Below are 20,513 nucleotides of genomic sequence, written 5' to 3'. Positions count from 1 at the left end.
GTCCCGGTCGATCACGATGTCGACGGCAACATCGACCGACGTCATTTCCGGGATCCTAGATGTCGGCCGGAGCTCGCAGGCGTCATGCGGTGTTGGCCAGCATGTCGCGCAGCCGCTGGAGATCGACCTTGCCGGTCGGGCCGCGTGGAATATCAGCGTCGTCGGCCAAGAGCAGCCACACCGTCGGAACCTTGAAGGCGCTCAGCACCTGGCCCGCCGACGTTCTGAGGTCCTCGGAGGTGAGTGCCGGGGTGTTGCACACCACCGCTGCAGCCACCCGTTGGCCCTGGGCGCCAGCCACGTTGGTGACGAAGGCGTTGGAGACGCCGTCGATTGTCCGCAAGGCGGTTTCGACCTCCACGGGGTAGACAGTGGCACCGCTGACCTTGAACATGTCGTCGGACCTGCCGTGGTAGAACAGGTAGCCGTTCGCGTCGAGGTGGCCGAGATCGGCGCTGCAGTAGTAACCATCAGCGGTGAAGACCTCTTCGCGGCTGCGCCGGCAGAGGCCGCGTAGCGTGTGCGGCCCCCGGATCTGGATCTGGCCTATCGTTTCCGCGGGGACTCGGGTGCCGGTCTCGGGGTCCACGATGCGGATTTCCATTCCGGGAAAAGGCTAGCCGCAGCTGCCCCACGCGGTCGGCGGCATATCGGTGTCGGCGCGGTAGCCGCAATACGGTCCGAATGCTTCTGTCATGCCGAACAACCTCGCCCGTGCCCCGGGCTGGGCACGTCATTCGGGTGGTAGCAGTGCCTGTAGGCTGCCGGGCTGCAGAGCCGAAAGGTCAACGTCGACACTGCTTGGGTGCCGCGCGAGCGCCTCGGCCTGATCAGGCCACCCACGAAACATCGTGACGCGCTCTGCCTCCAGCAGGCGCAAGGTGTTCTCGGGGAACGGCCGCGCCTCGGTCACCAGGGTGGCTCCCGCGAGCAGCGCAGAGAGGATTCCGCCACCAAACCCGCCCACCCAGAAGAACGGCATCGGCAGATACAGCCGGGTGGCCGAGGTGATGCGGCGCGCGGTCAGGCCCGATCGCACCGCGCCCAAAGCGCTTCCATGGGAATGCAGGACCCCTTTGGGGGCTCCGGTGCTGCCCGAGGTGAACATGATCACCAGGGTGTCCGCCGCGGTGACTGTTTCGGCGATCGGCTCGACCATCCGGAGTGCCCGGGCACCGGCATTGGAAGAGCTGACTTGGTCGTCCGCCCAAACCCGTTGCAAAGCTGGAAGTTCGGCTCTAGGTACCGACTTGACCGCGTCGAGGTATCGGTGGCCACGGAACTCCAGCACGCTGATCAGGAACTGCACCGCGGCCGAACGAAGTTGCGATGCCAACTCGCGGGGGCGCAACAAAGTGCTCAACGGAACCAGCACCGCACCGATGCGGGTCAGCGCTATCGCGATCTGTACCCAGCGCACACCGTTGGGCATGATCAGGCCAACGCGGGTGCCCATGCCGGCACCCGCTTGGATGAATGCCGCAGCCAAATCCGATGTGGAAGAATCAAGTTCGCGGTACCTTAGTCGACTTGCCTGATCGAACACCATGGGCTTGGCGCCGTGCCGGGCGGCCTGCGACCGCACCAGGTGGTCGATGGTGTCAGGCATCGAAGCACTTCTTCAGTTGGTGCGTATCGACCTTGCCGCTGGACAGCAGCGGGATCTCGCTGGGGGTCAAGGTGGCGAGGCGGGTCGGAATCTTGTAGGCGGACAACTCCGTCTCGAGTCGTTCGCGCAGCGCCAGCTCGTCAAGCGCTCCGACACCGTCTGCAACGACGAGCACGGCGGCCACCACCTGTCCGCGCTGGGGATCGGGGATGCTCACGACATGAGCCACCATGCCCAGCTTGGCGATCGCCCTTTCGACCTCGGCCGGCGACACGTTTGCGCCCGCGGTTTTGATCAGCGAGCTCAGACGGCCGGTGAAGTACATGTATCCGTCTTGGTCGGCCCGTACCAAGTCGCCGGTATGGAACCAGCCGTCGGCATCGAAGCATTCCTCGCGGCTACGTTTGTAGTAGCCCTGCATGACGAAGGGCCCACGAATGCACAGTTCGCCAACCTGGCCGACGTTGACGACTTCCCCGGTGCCGGGCTCGATGATGATGGTGTCGAACCCGGGTGCGGGTTTACCGAACGACCCGCGCCGGGGTTCGGGCTGGTCTGACTCGTCGGCGCTGATCAGCACGATGCTGCCGGCTTCGGTCATCCCCAGCATGTTGTGCCGCAGTTCGGGATCTACCGGTCTGGCTTCGGGTGCCATGATCGGATACAGATTGCCGCGGCGCATCGATGAAAGGTCCCGGCTACCAAAGCTAGGATGGTTGGCTAGCCGTGCGACTGTGGAAGCGAAACCGTTTGTCATGGTCGGCTTTTCCCGCTCGAGCAGGTCAAGGGTGGTAGCGGCGTCGGCGTTGGAACACACCAGTGTCGATCCGGCGAGCAGTGTGGCCAGCAGCCCAAAGGCGAACCCGCCGATCCAGCAGAATGGCGAGTTGCAGAACAACTTGTCGTCGGTGCCCAGTCCGCGAATGACGTTGAGATTCTGCTGATGTCTCAACAGCGCGCTGTGGGTGTGCACGACTCCCTTGGGGGCACTGGTGGTGCCCGACGTGTACACGATCGCCAGTACATCAGAGCCGTCGACGTCATCTTCCAGTGCGCGCAGCATTGTGGGGTCGATGGTCTGGCTGAGGCGGTAGACGCACTCGATACTGCGGGTTCGTCGTGGCGCCCCGCGACGATAGCTGACCCAGGCCGTCCGCAACTGCGGGATTGCCCTGGAGAATAGCCGATCTTCTCCGTCGAAGCCGGTGTCGCCAAGTAGTTGCCTCAATCGGCCCGCGTAGTCGTGGGAGCGGAATGTATCGGCGCTCAATAGGATCTGGGTGTCGCTGTCGACCAGCTGCTCGTGCAGCTCCCGGGGCGTGACGAAGGTGGAAATCGGGATGACCACCGCGCCGATTCGAGCCGCGGCGAGCATCCCGATGACGAAGTCGGAGCCGTTCGGGTAGAGCAACCCGACATGTGCTGCCTTGCCGATGCCCAGGGCGATCAGCCCGCGGGCCAGCTCCGCCGAACGCAGATCGGCCTGGGCGTAGCTGATCCGGTCGCTATCGCACACCAAGAACGGGTGATCTGGGCGACAACGGGCTTGGCGGCGCAGGATCTGCGCGACCGTCGGGGAGTCAGCCGCCATGATCCGTGCGGGAACCGGCGGCACCAAAGTAATGCCGGATTGCGCCGAGGTCAGGCTTGCCCGACGCTGTTCTCGGAATTTCGGCGACGATCGAAATCTGGGTTGGGATCTCGTAGCCGGACAACCGCGTTCGCAGATACTCCACCAGCTCGGCACCGCCGATGTCGGCGGAACCGCGCAGTTCGACCATGGCAACCGGAGTTTGACCGAGGCGCTGGTCGGATCGGCCCACTACCGCGGCAGCTGCCACCGCCGGATGGCTCTCCAACGCCGCTCGCACATCGTCGGGCAGCACCTTGAAACCTCCACGAATGATCGCCTGATCGGCTCGCCCGACAATCCAGACAAAGCCATCCGCGTCGATTCGGGCGACATCGGTGGTACGCACCCACGGGGCCGAAACGCCCAACTGGGCTGGCTTGACCTCGAGTAGGCCCAGGCTAGCCCGCTCGACCGGGGCGCCCTCGGTATCGACGATCCGAAGTTGCGTACCCGGGTTGGCCCGGCCGACGCTACCGCGTTTGGTGTGCCAATATCGCGAGTGATCTGCGAGGGTCCAGCCGGCCTCGCCGCCGCCGAACTCGGTTGCCGCATAAGAAGTCAGCACGGGAATGCCGTACTTCTCGGTGAACGCATCGGCATCGTCGGGGGCCAGGGGGGCGGTGCCGCAGGTGACGGTGCGGACGCTGGCGAGGTCGGCGCGGGTGAGGTCGGAGTGCAGCACCGTCCGCAACGCGGCAGGCACCAGCGATACGGTGCGGGGCCGATGTTTGCGTACCGCCGCGGCCCAGGCGTTCAGCTCGAATCGGTCCAGCAGCACAAAGGGGCGGGCTTGCGCGATGCACTGCAGCACTCGGTAGACACCGCCGATATGCACCAGCGGTGAGTTCACGATGGCAACTCCGCGTCGGGGTTCGGTGGGCGCCGGGTCGCGATCCGGGGCTGGGCCCATGACGCTGCGGGCGAGCATGTCGTAGCTCAGGTCGACCCGGTTGGGCGGACCGGTTGTGCCGCTGGTCAACATTCGCACCGCGACGTCCGCACCGGCGCCGCGGGTGGTGTGGTCGCCGGGTTCGCCGGGGTGGTCGAACAGATCCGATAGGGACACGGTGGCGCTGTCCGTCGTATTGGTCACCAGGAGCCCAAGGTCCTCGTCCGATCCGGCGATCAGCGGCAGCTCCAAAGCGGCGATGTCGGCTCTGGTGCGTTCGTCGCCGCGTGACGGGTTGATGGTGACCACGGTGGCGCCGGCGAGTAGGACGCCGAGGAACGCGGCCATCTGTGCGGGACGATTACGCAACAGTATTCTGATTTCAGGGCTCGGTTGTTTGGCGGCGAGTGCGGCCACTCGCCGGGTCGCAGCGCCGAGTTGTCCCAAGGACAGCCAGGCGCGGTCGTACTCGACAGCGCGGGCGTCTGGTTGCAGGTCCAGGGTGACGGCGATGCGTTGACTCAGGGGGTGATTCGACATCAACGAGTCTTCGGTTCGCTGCCGTCAGGACGGGGCGGTAGGTCGGCCAGTTCGGCCCTGCCCAGTGGGTTGCCCAGTCGGGTGTAGATCAGCCCCTGCTCCACCGCGGCGCGGTAGGGCTTGTCCAGAGACTCCCAGATCGCTTTCACGGTGCCCTGCGTCGCGGAGGGCGGCTTGGCGGCGATCGTCGCCGCGATCTCGTGTGCCCGCTCCCACAACCGCTGTGGCGCGACCACTTCGGATACCAGACCGATCCGTAGTGCGGTTTCGGCGCCGACCCGTTCGTCGTTGCCCATCAGGGCGATTCGCAGCGTTTCGCCCAGGCCGATCCGCCGCATCAAGCCAATCGGCTCCAGCGCGCAGACCAGACTGGCCGAGACGTGCGAGTCGAAGAATGTTGCCCCTGTGGAGCAGATGACGACGTCGGACTCATTGATGAAGTAGAACGCGCCCGCGGTGCACATGCCCTGAACGGCGCACACCACGGGCTTCCACATCTTCTGCCATTTCGGGCTCAGGAACTCGCCGGGATCCTCATGGTTCCAGATATTTTTGGGTTGTCCGTACGGAGTCTTGATGTCGAGACCCGCACTGAACGCGCGGCTGCCGGCCGCCCGCAATACCACCGCGTGCACCGATTCGTCGTGTTTGATCAGGTGCCAGGCCGCTGCCATCTCTTCGCGCATGGTGCGGTTGAACGCGTTGAGTTGGTCGGGCCGATGCAACGTGATGGTGGCGACGTGGTCGGTGGTGTTGACGTCGACCAGGATGGTTGTGAAGTCCGGTTTCTCGGATCGCTGCGGTGTCACTGGCATTGCCAATCCGGGTCTCGCTTCTCCGCGAAGGCTCTGGGGCCTTCGAGCGCATCCCGGGTCCGCAGTACCCGCTCGCGGAATGCCTCGGCGAGCATCTCGGCTTCGGGTAGCGGCAGGTCGATCCCTTTGAGGATGGCCAGGCGAGTGCCCCGGACGGCCAGCGGGGCATTGCGGTTGACCATGTCGGCGATCTCGTGTGCCCGCTCGAGCAGCCGGTCGTACTCGACCACCTCGCTGATCAAGCCGAGGTCGATGGCGCGCCTTGCATCCATCCGCTCGTGCTTGCCGACCAGCACCATCCTGAGCGCGACCGATCGCGGTAGCACTCGGGCCAGCCTTACCAGCTCACGCCCGGCCACCAGGCCGATGCTGACGTGTGGGTCGAAGAACGTTGCCGTCTCCGACGCGATGACGATGTCCGATGTAGTGACCCAGTCCAGTCCGGCGCCGCAGCAGATGCCGTTTACTGCGGTCAGTACGGGTTTGGCCATGCTGCGAAATGGCGGCGTACCTTCTTGGGGCGCCTCCCACTGTTCGTAGGTTGCCAGGTAGGGCCGCTCGTAGATCACCTTGCCGTCGCCTGGAATGGCCTTCACGTCCGCCCCGGTGCAGAAGGCGCGACCCGTGCCGGTGACGATGGTCAGCCACACCCGGTCGTCACCTTCGGCTTCGGAGTAGGCGGCTCGCAACTCGGTGATCATGTGCGGACTCAGCGCGTTGAGGGCGTGAGGTCGGTTGAGCGTGATGGTGGCGGTGTGTCCGTCGAGCTCGTAGCCGATGGTGTCGAACGCGTCGCCAGGCATGGTCATCGTCCCTCGAATTTCGGCGTGCGATGTTGCCGGAATACGGTCAAGCCCTCTTTGAAATCGGAGGTCCGACAAGTTAGTTCGAGGTTGAACAGTTCATGTGTCATCGACTCGGTCAGGGTTGCGTGCTGGCCGTGGTTCAGGGCCTGCTTGGCAAGCCCGATCGCAACAGTCGGCCCGCGAGCCAGTCGGGTGAGCAGCTCGTCGACTGCGCTGTCGAGGTCCGTCGCATCGACGACTTGGTGGATCAAGCCCCAGTCGGCTGCCTCGGGCGCGGTCACCTGCTCGCCAAGCAGCAGCATCCGCCGGGCCCGGGCCAAGCCAACCAGGCGCGGCAGCAGCCAGGTAGATCCCGAGTCCGGGCTGAACCCGCGGACTACGAAAGGTTCCCAGAACGTGGCATCACTGGTGGCCACGGTGAAGTCGGCGGCGAGCGCCAGGTTGGCGCCCAGCCCGGCGGCCCACCCTTGGACACCGCACACGACCGGGAGGTGGATGGTGTGTAGGAGTTCGATGACGCAGTGCGCGGCGTGCGGAATTCGCCTTAGCAGGTCGCCGGTGCGAGGGCGTTGGGTGGCGGTGCTGGCCGCGGCCCAATCGGCGCCGGCGCAGAAATCGGCACCGGCACCCCGGATCAGAATCGCACGCAGCGAGTCGTCAGTGGCGGCGTCGCCCAGCGTATCGAACAACATCTCGATCATGTTCTGAGTCAACGAATTACTCCGTGAAGGTCGATCGAGCGTGATTCGCAGCAGGGTGCCATCGCGGCGCGATGTCACCGACCCCTCGGGCCCGGCCGAGTCGGCCTCGAGACTCACCGTCGAATCCGGCCTTTCTCCGCCATATCGTTATCCATACAGTAGGCAATACGATTGCTACGCTGTATAAGTTAGCAAGGAAACATTGCTGACGGAACATCCCGGTGAAAGAGGGACGCATGGCCCAAGGCGAACCTCGGGCGGCTGCCGGTGATGCCAGGTTCGGCGAGTCGCCGCTGGCCCAGACCGTCGCCGCCGCGGGTGTCATCCGTCGCCTCACCTCGCTGTTGCTGGCGATGGAACACCCACATCCCACGGTTGATGCCATGCTCGCGCAGTGCTGCGAGTGGGAACGTGAGCTGGCCGCGGCCGCCCCGGACAATGCCGCGCGCATCGGTCCGGATGCGGACGGCAACCGCGTCTACCTCAATCACGCGACTGACATCGGCGCCTACAACCCGTGTTTTCCCGAATACAAGTTCGATCAACTCGATCCCGAGCGCGCGGCCGGCGGGGTCAATTTCCCGTTGGTCTACGAGGGCCCGCCGGGTCTGGTGCACGGCGGATTTCTTGGTGTCTTCTTCGACTGCGTCATCCAGCATCACGACTGCGTCAGTGGGCTTTCCGGCAAGACCCGCTCCCTGGCACTGACCTTCCGCAGACCTACACCAATACTGACCCACCTGCGGTTCGACATCACGAGATCGGTGACGGACCAAGGCATCTCCTCGAAGGCGCGGCTGATGGTCGATGAACAACTGCTCTGCACCGGCGAAGTCCAGACATTGGCATCGCGACCGGAAGAGTTGGCGGCGTATCAATTCGGGCGACGGCGAAAGGTGTCTGGCTCATGACCGCCGCAGACGGCCCGGATGACCGTGTGAAGTTCGAGGCGGAACCGGGTACGAGAATCGCGACCATCACGCTGAACAACCCCACGAGGCGCAATGCATATGACGCGGCGATGCGTGATGCCATTGCCGGCTACCTGGACCGCGTTGCCGCGGATGACGATCTCACCGTCGTCATCTTGCGTGGCGCCGGCGGGGTCTTTAGCGCCGGCGCTGACATGAACAACGCCTACGGGTGGTGCGGCGAGGCTGACGCCCCGGCCGCGGATCCGCCAACCCAGCGGCGCCCTAGCCAACGTCGCCGACTTACCGTGGACCGCAGGTCATTCAGCTTCTACCACAACCTCATGGGCTTTCCGAAGGTCACGGTGGGTGAGATCGCGGGCCATGCGCTGGGGGGAGGTTTCGAGATGGCCCTGATGACCGACATCTCAGTGATCGCGCGCAACGCCCGAATCGGTATGCCGGCAACGCGATTCCTGGGTCCTGCGCTGGGCAGTCTGCACATGTTCTTTCACCGGCTGGGTCCGGTGTTGGCCCGCCGGGTACTGCTCACCGGTGACATTATTGAAGCGGGTGACGTCGAACATCTTGGAATCTTCACCGACACCTGCGATTGCGGCGCCGTGGCGGCCCGAGCCCGGTACTGGGCAGAGAAGACGGCAAAGATGCCCGCCGACGGCATCGTCATCGCCAAAGAGGCCTTTCGGCTGGTTGAGCAGACGCAGGCATACGCGGGTGAGGAAGTCGCCAGCTATCTCTTCCACGCCTTCGGCACCAACTTGCAGTTCGCGCCGGGGGATTTCAATTTCGTCAAAACGCGGGCCGAGCACGGAACGAAGGAGGCATTCCGGCTGCGTGACGAGCACTTTCACGTGCCCGAGCCCGAGTCCTGATATCCGAAGGGTCTAACGCGTCGTGGCCTTTGCCCGGGTTCGCGGCGCTGGTGGCTTGGCCGCCTTGCGCGGCCGCGACGGGGCCGACTTGGCGGCTTTGGCCCGTTCGTCGATCAACCTGCCGGCGTGGTCGAGAATGCAATCAAGGCCGTATTCGAAGTTGGCCTCATCGGGGGTCGCGATCCGGTGTCCCTTTCCGCTGACTTGCGCAAGCAGCGGTGTGGTCAGCGGGTCGATGTTCATGGCGTCTTCGATTGCCCGCGGGCCGCTGTCGGCCGACTGGGTCTTCTCGTAAAGCCGGTGCAGCACCACTGATCCGCGCACGTGTATCGAGACCGCGGCATAGGTGTCGAAGGCGTCCTCGGGGGATAGCCCCGCCTCCACCAGATTCGCGATTGCCCGCTCCATCTCTTGCGCGCCCAGTCGGGCGGTCTTGGGACTCAGGGCTGACCTGATCAGAATCAGATCGCACAGTATTGGGTTGCCCATGAAGGTCTTGCGCATCAGACGGGCGTGGTTGCGTAACGTCTCGCGCCAGTCGCTGGCCTCCACGTAGGGAGTGGCGAACACGTACTTGCTCAAGGCGCGGTCGGTCATCGCATTGAGCAGGTCGTCCTTCTTGCGGAAGTACCAGTAGATGCTGGTAACGCCGACCCCAAGATGTTTGCCCAGCATTGGCATGCTCAGGTTGTCGATCGATACCTGCTCGGCAAGCTCGAACGCGCCGCTGATGATGTCATCGGGATTGATCGAACCGCGTTCGCGTCGTTGACGTTTGTCGGCGGCTGCCCGCTTTGCCACTACCGGCACCTCCATCAATCTCCTGCGTGTGCGATCCCAAGCCGACCACCGGACGAACCTACCGGCAGTTGCACTCCGACCTGTGTATACGATGACGTGTCGTCGCCAAGCCTGACCGTCAACCTTACCGGGGGCGGGCCGATCGCTGAGGGCGACAGCTATGCCGTAATGCCAGGTGGGAGCGTCTCCGCACTGCTTCGGGCGGCTTTACCTTTATTACTGTAATGCCTATCGTAGGCACCTTGGTATCCAGCGGCGCGCGGGTGAACACGATCGAGTGCGGGCGCGGTGGCGCAGTGCGCTGTGCCGGAGGTAACCAAACGACCGCTGCGGCGAAGGCGGTGCCGATCTAGTCGGGGGATTGTGGGTTTGGCTGTCGACAACCCAGTCTGACCCGAGTGCAAGGTTGCCCGCTCAGCTACCGACCCCGCGGCACCGGGACGGTGGGCTCGAGTACGGCCCGATCCGGTCGCTGGTAGGGCGCGCCGGCAGTCTCATTGTACGCAACGAGCGCGTGGTCGCCGGTGAATGTACTATCGCCCAGCAGGGCCGCGTCGCCTCCAATGAGACGCCTTCCCGCGGTGTTGCGCGGGGATGATAGGGCCGAATTTCTTGTGGCGAGCCCGGCAGAGCACGGCGGCGGTCAGCAGGTCATCGGGCCCGGATCGGACGTCCAGTTCAAATGCGCCAAGGTCGTCGAGGGCGGCACGGGCCGCGCGGCGGATGCCGTCGTCGGTCTCGGCTCTTAGCGCCGCTGGTGGCCCACCCACCCGCGCCAGGCGCTTGGCCGCGACGCGGGCAAAGTCGATAACATCTTGCGGCAGTTCGGTATTCACCGGTGTTCTCCCAAGACATCACGTGCAACGAGCATTCGTTGCACCTCAATGGTGCCGGATGCGACGGTGGCTGCCTGTGCGTAACGCCAATGGTCCTCGATCGCCCCGTGCAATGGGGCCGAGGCGCCGCTGTCCAACGCGGCCGGTCCGAGCACGTCCAACAGCAACTCGGCGACCTGTTGATCGCAGGTGGTGGTGACGATGCGGGCGGCGCTTGCCGCGGCACCCGAGGTGGGATCGTCGCGCAGCGCGACCGCGCGGTAGGCCAGCAGGCGCGCGACGCGCAGGTCCGCTAGTGCCCGCACCCAGCGGACCCGAATCGACTCGGGTAATCGCGCCCAGTCGTCGCCGAGCTCGGTGCGCATCCGATCCAGCAATGATTCGCACCGGGCGTAACGGGCGATCCCGACACGTTCAAATGCCAGCGCTTCGCGCATCACTCGCCATCCGTCACCCGGCTCACCCAACACGTCGCTGGGCGACGCCGGCACCTCGTCCAGGAACATCTCGTTGAGGTGATGCGGTCCCAGCATCGAGGGGATCGGCCGGACCGTGAAACCCGGCCGGTCCATGGGAAGCAGAAACAGGGTGAGGCGCTTGGGTTTGGGCGCGTCCGGATGAGTGCAGGCCGCCAGCACACACCAGGACGCCATCTGCGCATATGACGTCCAGACCTTCTGGCCAGTGATACGCCACCCCGGGCCGCCAGGAGCTTCGGGTACCGCACGGGTGCGCAGCGACGCAAGATCGGTTCCCGCCTCAGGCTCGGAGAATCCTTGGCACCACACCACCTCGCCGGCCGCGATTGCGGACAGGTGCTGTGTCTTCTGCGCCGGGGTTCCGTAGCGCATGATCGCCGGGCCGTCCCAGTTGATTCCCATGTACTGCGGACCGCGCGGTTCATGGCGGGCCCACATCTCCTCGCGCAACACGGTCTGCTGCCAGATCGAACCGCCACCACCACCGTGCTCCTCCGGCCACGCCAGTGCCAGCAGATCCTGGGCGGCCAACAGTTTTCAGAATGATTCGGTGGTCGCGAGATCTTGCGTTTCGGTGGTGCACGCACCGAGGAAGTCGTCGGGGATGTGCTCGGATATCAGCCTACGCAGTCGGTCTCGCAGTTGGCGGGCGTCATCGCCGAGGTCGTAGTCCATCGGTCATCCCTTCGGCAGCCCGAGTAGTCGCTCGGCGATGATGTTGCGCTGGATCTCAGATGTTCCGCCGTAGATGGTGGCGGCCAGCGCGTCCTGGCGTTCGCGGAGCAGATCAGCGTCGCCGGCCTAGGATGGCCCCGCGGCCACGGCGGCAAGGTCCCAAAACCGCTGCAGCGTAACCGAACCAAGCAGTTTCAAGATGTCGGCCTCCGGGCTGGGGCGCCCGGCGAGCTCGTTGTCCAGAGCGCGGTATCCGGTGGCACGCAGTGCTTCGGCGTCGGCCAGTAGCGAGCCCAGCTCGCTGTAGACGTCGTCGTCCTGGGTGTTACGTGCCACCTGCAGCCCGCGCTTGATTTCGACCCAGTTCATGATCCAGATCATCTGACGTTCATGGTGCAGTGAGGACAATGCGACATCCCAGCCACCGTGCAGACGGCCCAGCAGGTTGTCGAACGGCACTTCGACATCGTCGAGGAACACCTCGCAGAAGATCTCATCGGAGACCGATGCCATTCGAATGGGTTCGACACGGACCCCGGGTGACTGCAGGTCAAGAATCAGGCAGGAGATGCCGCGGTGTTTCGGCGCATCCGGGTCGGTACGCGCATACAGCGTGCACCAACGCGATTCGTGAGCTTGGGTGGTCCAGATCTTGTGGCCGTTGACCCGAAACAGCGCGCCGTCGAGTTCGGCGCGGGTGCGCAGACCGGCGAAGTCCGACCCGGCTTCCGGTTCGGACATGCCCAATGCCCACCATTGGTCGCCGCGCAGCAGCGGCACCATCAGGCGATCGATCTGGCTGGGTGTACCGAACTGATGAAGACCCGGCGCAACGACGTTTGGCCCGGCGATGTTGGGCAGCTTGGGCGCCGATCGCAACGCGGCTTCGATCCGGATCTCCATGGCTTCGGCCAAGCCCAGCGAACGCCCGCCGTGGCGGCGGGGCCAGGTGGGTTGGATCCACCCCGCCTCGAAGGCGGCACGTTGATAGTCCCGCCGCAGGGCAACGTCCCAGCGGCACCGGGGGTATCGCTGGTAGTAGTCCCTTGGCAGGAAGTCGGCGAGCCAGCTCGCGAATTCTTCGGCGACTGGCACCGCTGGAGCCGGCGTCATTGCGGGCCTCCGACAAAGCGGCGTCCCACCTCGTGGTAGAGCGCCCGACTGTCGCCCAACTGTGCGGCCCCCTGCCACGCATGCCGGACGTAGAGGTGGATGTGGTGTTCCCAGGTTTGAGCGATGGCGCCGTACACCTGGACCGCGGTAGTCGCGCAGCGAACCGCCGCGTCGGCCGCCGCGGCCTTGGCCAGTGCGGCAGCGGTCCAGTCCGGCGCGGGATGCGAGGCTGCCGCGTAGGTAAGACTGCGGGCGCGCTCCACGCTGACGTAGTTGTCGGCCAGCGCGTGCTTGATCCCCTGGAACCCGCCGATCGGCACTCCGAATTGATGTCGCGACTTCGCATGCTCGACGGCATGTTGCAGGACGGCGTCTGCCACGCCTACCAGGTCGGCGGAAACGGCCAGTAGCGGTGCGGTGACCACGGATTCGATCGATGCAACGGGCGCAATGAGCGCCGGGATGGCATCGACCTCGAGGTCGGCAAGGGGCTGGGCCGGGTCGGATGACTGCATTGTCCTGGTCGTGACGCCATCGCCGCGGCGTAGCACGGCGGCCACCGGCCCGTCGGCGGTGGCGGCGAGTGTGACGATCAGCGCGGCGCGCGCCAGATTGGGGACCGCGACCGCATGCCCGCGCAGCCGTCCGTGCTGCAGCACCATGGGTGGGCGAGCCAACCGATGGCCGGGGGACTGCACGGCCAGAGTGGCGACGACACCCGCGGCGATCTCGCTGAGGACGTCCTTTGCGGCAGGGCCGCAACCGCGCAACACGCCCGCGGCCATACCTATGCTGCTCAACAACGGGATGGGGGCGATGGCGCGACCACATTCTTCAAGGACCAGCGCCCGTTCGACCGAGCCGAAATCATCCCGGCAATCCGATGCCGCGAGTTCGGTCCAGCCGAGGTCTACCAAGGTCTTCCACGGTGCACGCCAGCATTGCGGATCGGTCATCGCCTGCCGGGCGGCGTCCGGTGGGCACGCGGCCCGCAGGATGTCGCGAGCGTTGTGGCGCAGCTCCAGCTGCTCCGAGGTCAGACCCACATCCATAACACCCCTAACATAATAAAAATAGTAAACTAGGCGATCGGACGCAATCGAGCGAACGGTCCAGGACACACACGGGTGGATGCATGATCGAGTGGTTCTTGTTCCTGCCGCAGCTGCGGTTGGCGGTGTCGGAGTTCGTGCAGCGGGCGATGTGCGCGGAAGATGCCGGGTTTGACGGGGTGGCGTTCATCGATCATCTCGAAGCTCCCGGGCAGCGCGATGAAAGCATCTGGGAAGCAATGAGTATCGCCCCTTGGGTGGCGGCCAAGACGTCGCGATTGCGGGTCGGGCACCTGGTGCTCTGCGACGCGTTCCGACACCCGGCCGTGCTCGCCAAGCAAGCCGTCACCCTATCGGCCGCGTCGGGCGGCCGCTTCGAGCTGGGCCTGGGTGCCGGATCCTGGCCGGTTGAATTCACCAGATTCGAGGTTGGACAGCAGAATCCGGTGGACCGGGTGCGACAGCTCGAACGAGATCTTCGGCTGATCATGCGGTACTGGGGGGACACCCAGGGCTCCGGCGTTGTTGATTAGCAGGCTTGTGAGCTGGGGAATTGTGGATTGAGGAGGTCTAGGCGGCGGTTGGCGGTCAAAGCGGTGATCCGGCAGGCTTCGGCGATGTTGTCGGCGCCGTTGAGGCGGTGCAGATTGATCGCGGTGTTGCGTAGCGTTGCTAGGACCTGTGCGCCGTTTCCGGTATGTGCCCTTTGACGGTCTTCGTCGAAGGTGACGTCGCGTATCCAGTGCAGGCTGTTCTCGATTCCCCAGTGTTGACGCATCCAGGTCATGATCGCGGTAGGGCGGGCGTGCTCGAACGGCAGGCTGCAGATGGCATAGACCACCTCCACGCTGCGCTGGTCGGTGGCGGTGATCAAGCGTTCACGAGTGATCCGGATGATTTGTTTTGCGTAGGGGAAGCCGATTCCTCGTGCAGCGGTGATGATTTGCAGGGTGCGGGTCCCGACACGGCCGTGGCCGCGGGAGTCGTCGGTAGCGGCTGCGGGCACCTCGGCCCAGGGCAGCGCGGTGATACGCGCAAGTATTTTGGCTTGGTTGGACTTGACGATCATCAGGTAGTGCGACTTCAAGGTGGCGCAGATCAACTTCGCGGTGACGACCTGGGTATGCATCGCATCCACGGTGACCAGCCACCGCAAGCTACCCGGCAGCAGCGTGACGCAGGGCACGTACGCAGGGAAATTTCATTGCTTTTCTCGGCGACAGCGAGTTGACCGAGCACCAATCGGGCACGGTGGGCGAACACCGACACGAGATGCGTGGCTGTCGCTTTGGCGCGTAAAGCACCACGCAGCATCTTGCCGTCCAACGCGATCGGCACCAATCCACTGGGGTCGCTGCTGGCCACGTGTGCAGTGAAGTAACTGCCCATCCTGGCGTTGAGGTCGGCGGGGTCTAGCCGAGACAAAACAGCGCGGAAGGTCTTCTCACTGGGCCGCCGGAACCGGACCCCTAATTGGGCCAACACATCATCGGGAGCGGTGGCCGCCCATGTGGCAAAACCAGCATAGCCGCGCATCCCCGCGGCAGTGGCCAGAACCGCGATCGCCAACAAAGCCATCAGCGAATACCTCCGACCGCGTGGGCCCCTCGGGTCTGGCACCGAGGCCAACACATCGAGAAACTCCGATCCGATGAGCTCGCTGCGCTCACCAGGACTCCAGCGGTCGAACACCTCTGGAACCGACGACACAGGCAATACTGAAACGGTAGGCACGGGCAACTCCAGACCAACGACGAACAGTAACCAACTCGATCGTTCTCCAGATAGCCCGTGCCTACATTCCGGCCCCAATAGCGCGGCACCAAAGATCATCAACCCAGCTCACAAGCCTGCTAATCAACAACGCCGGAGCCCTGGGGGGACACCGATGAAGCTCAACGCCCCCGGCCTTGGTACCCGATTCCGCTGCTGTTGGGCGGGAGCGGGCCCCGAATGATGAGACTCGTTGCACAGTACGCTGATTGGTGGAATCTTCAGGCGAACCAGCTCGACCGATTGGCACGGTTGGCCTCGTCGGTTGGGTCAGCCCGAATATCGGTTCAACAGATGGTGGGCTTTGTCCGTAGCGGTGAAGATTCGGCCAGCGTGCGTGAAGTGAGCACCCGCAGATTCGCTCACCTTGGGACGGGGTTGGTCTGCGGCGGCGCCGGAGAAATGATCGAACACTTTGCCGGCCTGGCCGCGCAGGGAGTCCAACGGTTCTACGTTTGGTTCGCCGACTTCGCGGCTGCGGATACGTTGGCCGAGTTCGGCGAATCTGTCATCAAGGAGTTTGCGGATCCCCGTTGACCGTGACCCGGGGCCGGTGGGCTTTGTTGAGGGCACCGACAGGCGGCAGGGGGAACCATCCACAGCGCGCGCCGAACTGGACGTCGAGGCCGGGGCGTTGATCGATACCGGTGAATCGGGGTTCAGTCGGCAATGAAGAATGCGGTGGCCATGCCGATCAGCGCGATCAACGCCAGCAGGAGCATTGACTGCGACATCACGGCCGCGAAGGGCTCCCGCAAAGACTCGACCAGTTGCACACCGGTCTTCTCGGCTTCCCGGAGCGCGGGTAGCTGCGCGCTATCGGAAGGGGTCGGCATCTCGGCCGCGGTCCGCGATGCGATGAATGCGGCCATCGAGGCACTACCCAGCAGCTGGCCGAGGCTTCCCGCTGTGTTGTACGCACCCGAGCCGGCGCCGGCCAGCTGGGGCGCCAGTTTGCGGGTAGCGGTAGCGGTCAGTGCTGGCCTTATGAACGCGAGCCCGAGGCCCAGCACGATCGTCGGCATTATCAAATGCGATATCGAGGTATCGGGGACCATCTCGAACGACAGCCACGCCAACGCTACTGCCACCGTGGCGAAGGCGCACCCGAGCACCGGCCGCTGATTTCATCTATCCACGATCTTGCCAACTATGGGCGTAACCAGAAACGCCGCGATTGGCATGGGTGAACACAGCAGTGCCGTTCCCATCGGGGATAGTCCACAGACCATCTGCGCATAAAAGATTGTCGGCAGTCCCAGCGCCATGATCAAGAGGCCGTAAACGACGATCCCGAGACTGGACCAGGCAAACTCCCTATTGCCGAAGATTCGTAGCGGAATCAATGGCTCACCAGAGCTGATTGCTTGCCAATAAACGAATAGCGCCATGAACACAACGCCCGAAAGCAGCATGATCCAGATCCAGGGTGCCCAACTTGCGGATTGCCCCTGCTGGAGGGCGAAAACGACTAAGAACATGCCGATTCCGGACAACCCGAGGCCGAGCAGGTCGAACTGGCGAGCCTGGGTGGGCACCGCCGGGATGAACCACGCCGCGAGTATCAGCCCACAAATTCCGATGGGGACATTGATGAGAAAGATCCATTGCCAACTTAGCCCGCTGACCAGCGCACCGCCGGCGAACGGGCCCACGAGAAGGGCGAGGCCACCGATGGCACTCGAGATGCCCAACGCCATACCCCGGCGCTGTGGCGGGAATATCTGAGTAATCGTCAGCAGTAGCTGTGGGGCCAGCAGTGAGGCACCGAGGCCCTGCGCGACTCGCGCGCCGATGAGCATTGTCACGCCTTGCGACAAGCTACACCACAACGAGCCTACGGTGAATATCGTGAGGCCGATCAAGTACATTTTCTTCGGGCCGAACCCAGGGCTCCGGCGTTGTTGATTAGCAGGCTTGTGAGCTGGGTTGATGATCTTTGGTGCCGCGCTATTGGGGCCGGAGTGTAGGCACGGGCTATCTGGAGAACGATCGAGTTGGTTACTGTTCGTCGTTGGTCTGGAGTTGCCCGTGCCTACCGTTTCAGTATTGCCTGTGTCGTCGGTTCCAGAGGTGTTCGACCGCTGGAGTCCTGGTGAGCGCAGCGAGCTCATCGGATCGGAGTTTCTCGATGTGTTGGCCTCGGTGCCAGACCCGAGGGGCCCACGCGGTCGGAGGTATTCGCTGATGGCTTTGTTGGCGATCGCGGTTCTGGCCACTGCCGCGGGGATGCGCGGCTATGCTGGTTTTGCCACATGGGCGGCCACCGCTCCCGATGATGTGTTGGCCCAATTAGGGGTCCGGTTCCGGCGGCCCAGTGAGAAGACCTTCCGCGCTGTTTTGTCTCGGCTAGACCCCGCCGACCTCAACGCCAGGATGGGCAGTTACTTCACTGCACACGTGGCCAGCAGCGACCCCAGTGGATTGGTGCCGATCGCGTTGGACGGCAAGATGCTGCGTGGTGCTTTACGCGCCAAAGCGACAGCCACGCATCTCGTGTCGGTGTTCGCCCACCGTGCCCGATTGGTGCTCGGTCAACTCGCTGTCGCCGAGAAAAGCAATGAAATTCCCTGCGTACGTGCCCTGCTCACGCTGCTGCCGGGTAGCTTGCGGTGGCTGGTCACCGTGGATGCGATGCATACCCAGGTCGTCACCGCGAAGTTGATCTGCGCCACCTTGAAGTCGCACTACCTGATGATCGTCAAGTCCAACCAAGCCAAAATACTTGCGCGTATCACCGCGCTGCCCTGGGCCGAGGTGCCCGCAGCCGCTACCGACGACTCCCGCGGCCACGGCCGTGTCGAGACCCGCACCCTGCAAATCATCACCGCTGCACGAGGAATCGGCTTCCCCTACGCAAAACAAATCATCCGGATCACTCGTGAACGCTTGATCACCGCCACCGACCAGCGCAGCGTGGAGGTGGTCTATGCCATCTGCAGCCTGCCGTTCGAGCACGCCCGCCCTACCGCGATCATGACCTGGATGCGTCAACACTGGGGAATCGAGAACAGCCTGCACTGGATACGCGACGTCACCTTCGACGAAGACCGTCAAAGGGCACATACCGGAAACGGCGCACAGGTCCTAGCAACGCTACGCAACACCGCGATCAATCTGCACCGCCTCAACGGCGCCGACAACATCGCCGAAGCCTGCCGGATCACCGCTTTGACCGCCAACCGCCGCCTAGACCTCCTCAATCCACAATTCCCCAGCTCACAAGCCTGCTAATCAACAACGCCGGAGCCCTGGGGTCGAACCGATCACCGAGCCGGCCGGTCGTTAGTAGCGGCACCGTGCTCGCCAGCAAGTATGCGCTGGTTACCCAGATCACTTTGCTGTAATCGGCGTCGAGGCTAACCTTGATGCTCGGGTTGGCGACCATGACGACGGTGATGTCGAAGCCGATCATGAACCAGCCGACCATCAATGCCCAGAGGGCATACCAGGGTTTCTGCGTGTCTGCCGGGCTTCCGAGGAGGGCCGATGTTGTTGATCTGGCGCGCCGCACGGCGTTGGATAACTGAACCATCGCAGTAATCGCCTCTCTTGGCCGCAGCTGTCTAGGGGTGATCCGCAGGGTTCGGAACTTGTTGAGAGCAAGCGGATGTCGCCTGCGGTCTAGTGGCGTCGGTGTACGACAATCTGCCCACCGTCCTTCGGCGTAAATGCAATCCCGCGGTTGTGCCAGCGCTCGTCAGGTGCCGCATTGGGTTCGATGGTGAAGTGTTGCAATACCGTGCGTAGCACCACGTCGATCTCCAGATTGGCTAAGGCAGCCCCGATGCAGCGGCGAGTCCCGCCACCGAATGGGATCCATCCGAGCGACGATGGCTTGCCCCCCATGTGGCGATGCGGATCGAAGCGCTCCGGGTCGGGAAATACCTCGGGATCGGATTGAACTTGTTCGATATGAAGGTGGACCGAATACCCTTGGGGCAGAACCCATTGACCGAGCCGGTAATAGGGCGAGCAGACGCGTCGAACTACTCGATCGATCGCCGGCCTGGTCCGCTGGACTTCCAGGATCGTCGCCTGCCGGAGGGCGCGACCGCCCCGGTCGGCCTCCTCAACCAGGGCCGCCAGCACATCGGGGTGCCGGCCCAACCGCTCGAACGCCCAGGTGAGCGTAGCTGCAGTGGTTTCATGCCCTGCGGCCATCATTGTCAACAGTTCATCGACAATATCGTTGTGCGACATGGCCGAACCATCGTCGTAGCAGCTGCGCAGCATCAGCGCGAGCACGTCGGTTCGTTCGGCTAGATTGGGCCCGGTCCGAGCCGCTTCAATCAGTTTCTCGATGACGATCTCACACTGGTGGCGCATTTCCGCCAGCCTTGCCCACGGACTGTAGCGGCCGTAGTCTCGTCTAGGCCTGGGCAGCAATGCGATCCGCAAGCCGAGAGTGCCCCATGGCGGAACGAGTCGCCGTAGTTCATCGAGTTCGGCGCATTCGGGCCCGAAGAGGGCGCGCAAGATGGCACCTAGTGTGATTTGAGCCATCGCGGGCATGGCGGGAAACGACTGGCCCTCGGGCCAATTGGCGACTTCACGAAGCGTCTCGTCTTCGATGATGGACTCGTACGACTTCATGAGGTTGCCATGGAACAGCGGCATCAGTAGACGCCGGCGCTGCCGATGCTCCTCACCGTCCAGGGAGAAAATCGACCCCGGGCCGAACGGCCGGCCGAGATTGGGCTCGATGCTGCCCAGCTCCTCCGGGCTGGTGGCTAGGACTTGCTTAGCGAGTAGGGAGTCACCGACGACCACGGTATGGCCATAGAGCGGCAAGTTGACCGAGAATACTTTTCCGTAGCGGCGCGCCAATCGCAACAGCAGCCAACGGCGTAGTGCAACGTAGGTAATGGCCTGCAGCGCCTTCGGCATTCGGAACTCCGGGGGCAGCCTGACGGCGGGGGGGTACTGCGGCGGCGGCAACTAGTTCGGTCATGGCTGCGCTCCGAGCGACTGGGAGGGGGGAGCC

At 64.0% G+C, this 20,513-nt stretch carries 13 protein-coding genes and 9 pseudogenes; 5 read left to right on the top strand and 17 right to left on the bottom strand.

What is annotated here, in order from left to right:
* Positions 1 to 82 precede the first annotated feature (82 nt).
* The 6 genes and pseudogenes from SHTP_RS19015 to SHTP_RS18990 form a co-directional block, all read right to left on the bottom strand.
* A pseudogene (locus tag SHTP_RS19015) lies at positions 83 to 1,609 on the bottom strand (class I adenylate-forming enzyme family protein).
* Complete coding sequence (locus SHTP_RS19010; RefSeq protein ID WP_096372551.1) at positions 1,602 to 3,200, bottom strand: class I adenylate-forming enzyme family protein; 1,599 nt, start codon at positions 3,198 to 3,200, stop codon at positions 1,602 to 1,604. The pseudogene SHTP_RS19015 and the gene SHTP_RS19010 overlap by 8 nt, the downstream one beginning before the upstream one ends.
* Positions 3,190 to 4,671 (bottom strand): class I adenylate-forming enzyme family protein, encoded by a 1,482-nt coding sequence (locus tag SHTP_RS19005; protein WP_096371452.1) that lies wholly within the window; start codon positions 4,669 to 4,671, stop codon positions 3,190 to 3,192. Before SHTP_RS19005 ends, SHTP_RS19010 begins: the two co-directional genes overlap by 11 nt.
* Entirely contained in the window at positions 4,671 to 5,486 is an 816-nt protein-coding gene (locus SHTP_RS19000; RefSeq protein ID WP_096371451.1) for an enoyl-CoA hydratase/isomerase family protein, read from the bottom strand. The genes SHTP_RS19005 and SHTP_RS19000 overlap by 1 nt, the downstream gene beginning before the upstream one ends.
* Entirely contained in the window at positions 5,477 to 6,289 is an 813-nt protein-coding gene (locus tag SHTP_RS18995) for an enoyl-CoA hydratase/isomerase family protein (RefSeq protein ID WP_096372550.1), read from the bottom strand. The genes SHTP_RS19000 and SHTP_RS18995 overlap by 10 nt, the downstream gene beginning before the upstream one ends.
* A 2-nt stretch (positions 6,290 to 6,291) precedes the next feature.
* On the bottom strand, positions 6,292 to 7,110 hold the full coding sequence (locus tag SHTP_RS18990) for an enoyl-CoA hydratase/isomerase family protein (protein ID WP_096371450.1): 819 nt from the start codon (positions 7,108 to 7,110) through the stop codon (positions 6,292 to 6,294).
* A 119-nt stretch (positions 7,111 to 7,229) separates the two neighbouring features.
* Between SHTP_RS18990 and SHTP_RS18985 the strand changes: the two genes are divergently transcribed.
* Both SHTP_RS18985 and SHTP_RS18980 read left to right on the top strand, forming a co-directional pair.
* Positions 7,230 to 7,904: a hypothetical protein gene (locus SHTP_RS18985; RefSeq protein WP_096371449.1), complete on the top strand. Its 675-nt coding sequence runs from the start codon at positions 7,230 to 7,232 to the stop codon at positions 7,902 to 7,904.
* Entirely contained in the window at positions 7,901 to 8,797 is an 897-nt protein-coding gene (locus SHTP_RS18980) for an enoyl-CoA hydratase/isomerase family protein (protein WP_096371448.1), read from the top strand. The genes SHTP_RS18985 and SHTP_RS18980 overlap by 4 nt, the downstream gene beginning before the upstream one ends.
* A 12-nt stretch (positions 8,798 to 8,809) precedes the next feature.
* Here SHTP_RS18980 and SHTP_RS18975 read toward each other — a convergent pair whose 3' ends face one another.
* The 6 genes and pseudogenes from SHTP_RS18975 to SHTP_RS18950 form a co-directional block, all read right to left on the bottom strand.
* Positions 8,810 to 9,613, bottom strand: coding sequence for a TetR/AcrR family transcriptional regulator (locus tag SHTP_RS18975; protein ID WP_036426419.1), 804 nt, complete (start codon positions 9,611 to 9,613; stop codon positions 8,810 to 8,812).
* A gap of 605 nt (positions 9,614 to 10,218) precedes the next feature.
* Positions 10,219 to 10,434 (bottom strand): annotated as a pseudogene (locus SHTP_RS18965) (acyl-CoA dehydrogenase family protein); the annotation flags it as partial.
* Positions 10,431 to 11,588, bottom strand: a pseudogene (locus tag SHTP_RS18960) (acyl-CoA dehydrogenase family protein). The pseudogenes SHTP_RS18960 and SHTP_RS18965, both read right to left, overlap by 4 nt.
* A 3-nt stretch (positions 11,589 to 11,591) precedes the next feature.
* Positions 11,592 to 12,002: pseudogene (locus SHTP_RS30745) on the bottom strand (acyl-CoA dehydrogenase family protein); the annotation flags it as partial.
* 60 nt (positions 12,003 to 12,062) lie between these two features.
* Positions 12,063 to 12,701: pseudogene (locus SHTP_RS30740) on the bottom strand (acyl-CoA dehydrogenase family protein); the annotation flags it as partial.
* Complete coding sequence (locus SHTP_RS18950; RefSeq protein WP_172900571.1) at positions 12,698 to 13,753, bottom strand: acyl-CoA dehydrogenase family protein; 1,056 nt, start codon at positions 13,751 to 13,753, stop codon at positions 12,698 to 12,700. The gene SHTP_RS18950 and the pseudogene SHTP_RS30740, both read right to left, overlap by 4 nt.
* 83 nt (positions 13,754 to 13,836) lie before the next feature.
* Here SHTP_RS18950 and SHTP_RS18945 point away from each other — a divergent pair.
* Positions 13,837 to 14,259 (top strand): annotated as a pseudogene (locus SHTP_RS18945) (LLM class flavin-dependent oxidoreductase); the annotation flags it as partial.
* A gap of 23 nt (positions 14,260 to 14,282) precedes the next feature.
* Here SHTP_RS18945 and SHTP_RS18940 read toward each other — a convergent pair.
* Positions 14,283 to 15,487: pseudogene (locus tag SHTP_RS18940) on the bottom strand (ISAs1-like element IS2404/ISMul1 family transposase).
* Positions 15,488 to 15,628: 141 nt separating this feature from the next.
* Here SHTP_RS18940 and SHTP_RS18935 point away from each other — a divergent pair.
* Positions 15,629 to 16,063: pseudogene (locus SHTP_RS18935) on the top strand (LLM class flavin-dependent oxidoreductase); the annotation flags it as partial.
* 122 nt (positions 16,064 to 16,185) lie between these two features.
* Here the strand turns inward: SHTP_RS18935 and SHTP_RS28205 are convergent.
* The gene (locus SHTP_RS28205; protein WP_197706198.1) at positions 16,186 to 16,617 is read right to left on the bottom strand and encodes an MFS transporter; all 432 of its coding nucleotides are present in this window, start codon (positions 16,615 to 16,617) and stop codon (positions 16,186 to 16,188) included.
* A 36-nt stretch (positions 16,618 to 16,653) separates the two neighbouring features.
* Positions 16,654 to 17,640, bottom strand: coding sequence for an MFS transporter (locus tag SHTP_RS28200; protein ID WP_420872918.1), 987 nt, complete (start codon positions 17,638 to 17,640; stop codon positions 16,654 to 16,656).
* Here SHTP_RS28200 and SHTP_RS18925 point away from each other — a divergent pair.
* Complete coding sequence (locus SHTP_RS18925) at positions 17,558 to 18,760, top strand: ISAs1-like element IS2404/ISMul1 family transposase (protein ID WP_420811895.1); 1,203 nt, start codon at positions 17,558 to 17,560, stop codon at positions 18,758 to 18,760. The two genes, SHTP_RS28200 and SHTP_RS18925, sit on opposite strands and share 83 nt — an antisense overlap.
* Before the next feature lie 16 nt (positions 18,761 to 18,776).
* Here SHTP_RS18925 and SHTP_RS28195 read toward each other — a convergent pair.
* Positions 18,777 to 19,061 (bottom strand): annotated as a pseudogene (locus tag SHTP_RS28195) (MFS transporter); the annotation flags it as partial.
* 89 nt (positions 19,062 to 19,150) lie between these two features.
* A complete protein-coding gene (locus tag SHTP_RS18915; protein ID WP_096371447.1) occupies positions 19,151 to 20,416 on the bottom strand; it encodes a cytochrome P450 in 1,266 nt (421 codons plus the stop codon).
* Positions 20,417 to 20,513: the final 97 nt, after the last annotated feature.

The sequence above is a fragment of the Mycobacterium ulcerans subsp. shinshuense genome (assembly GCF_002355775.1).
Lineage (GTDB): Bacteria > Actinomycetota > Actinomycetes > Mycobacteriales > Mycobacteriaceae > Mycobacterium > Mycobacterium marinum.
This window is presented reverse-complemented; position numbering and strand designations above follow the sequence as displayed.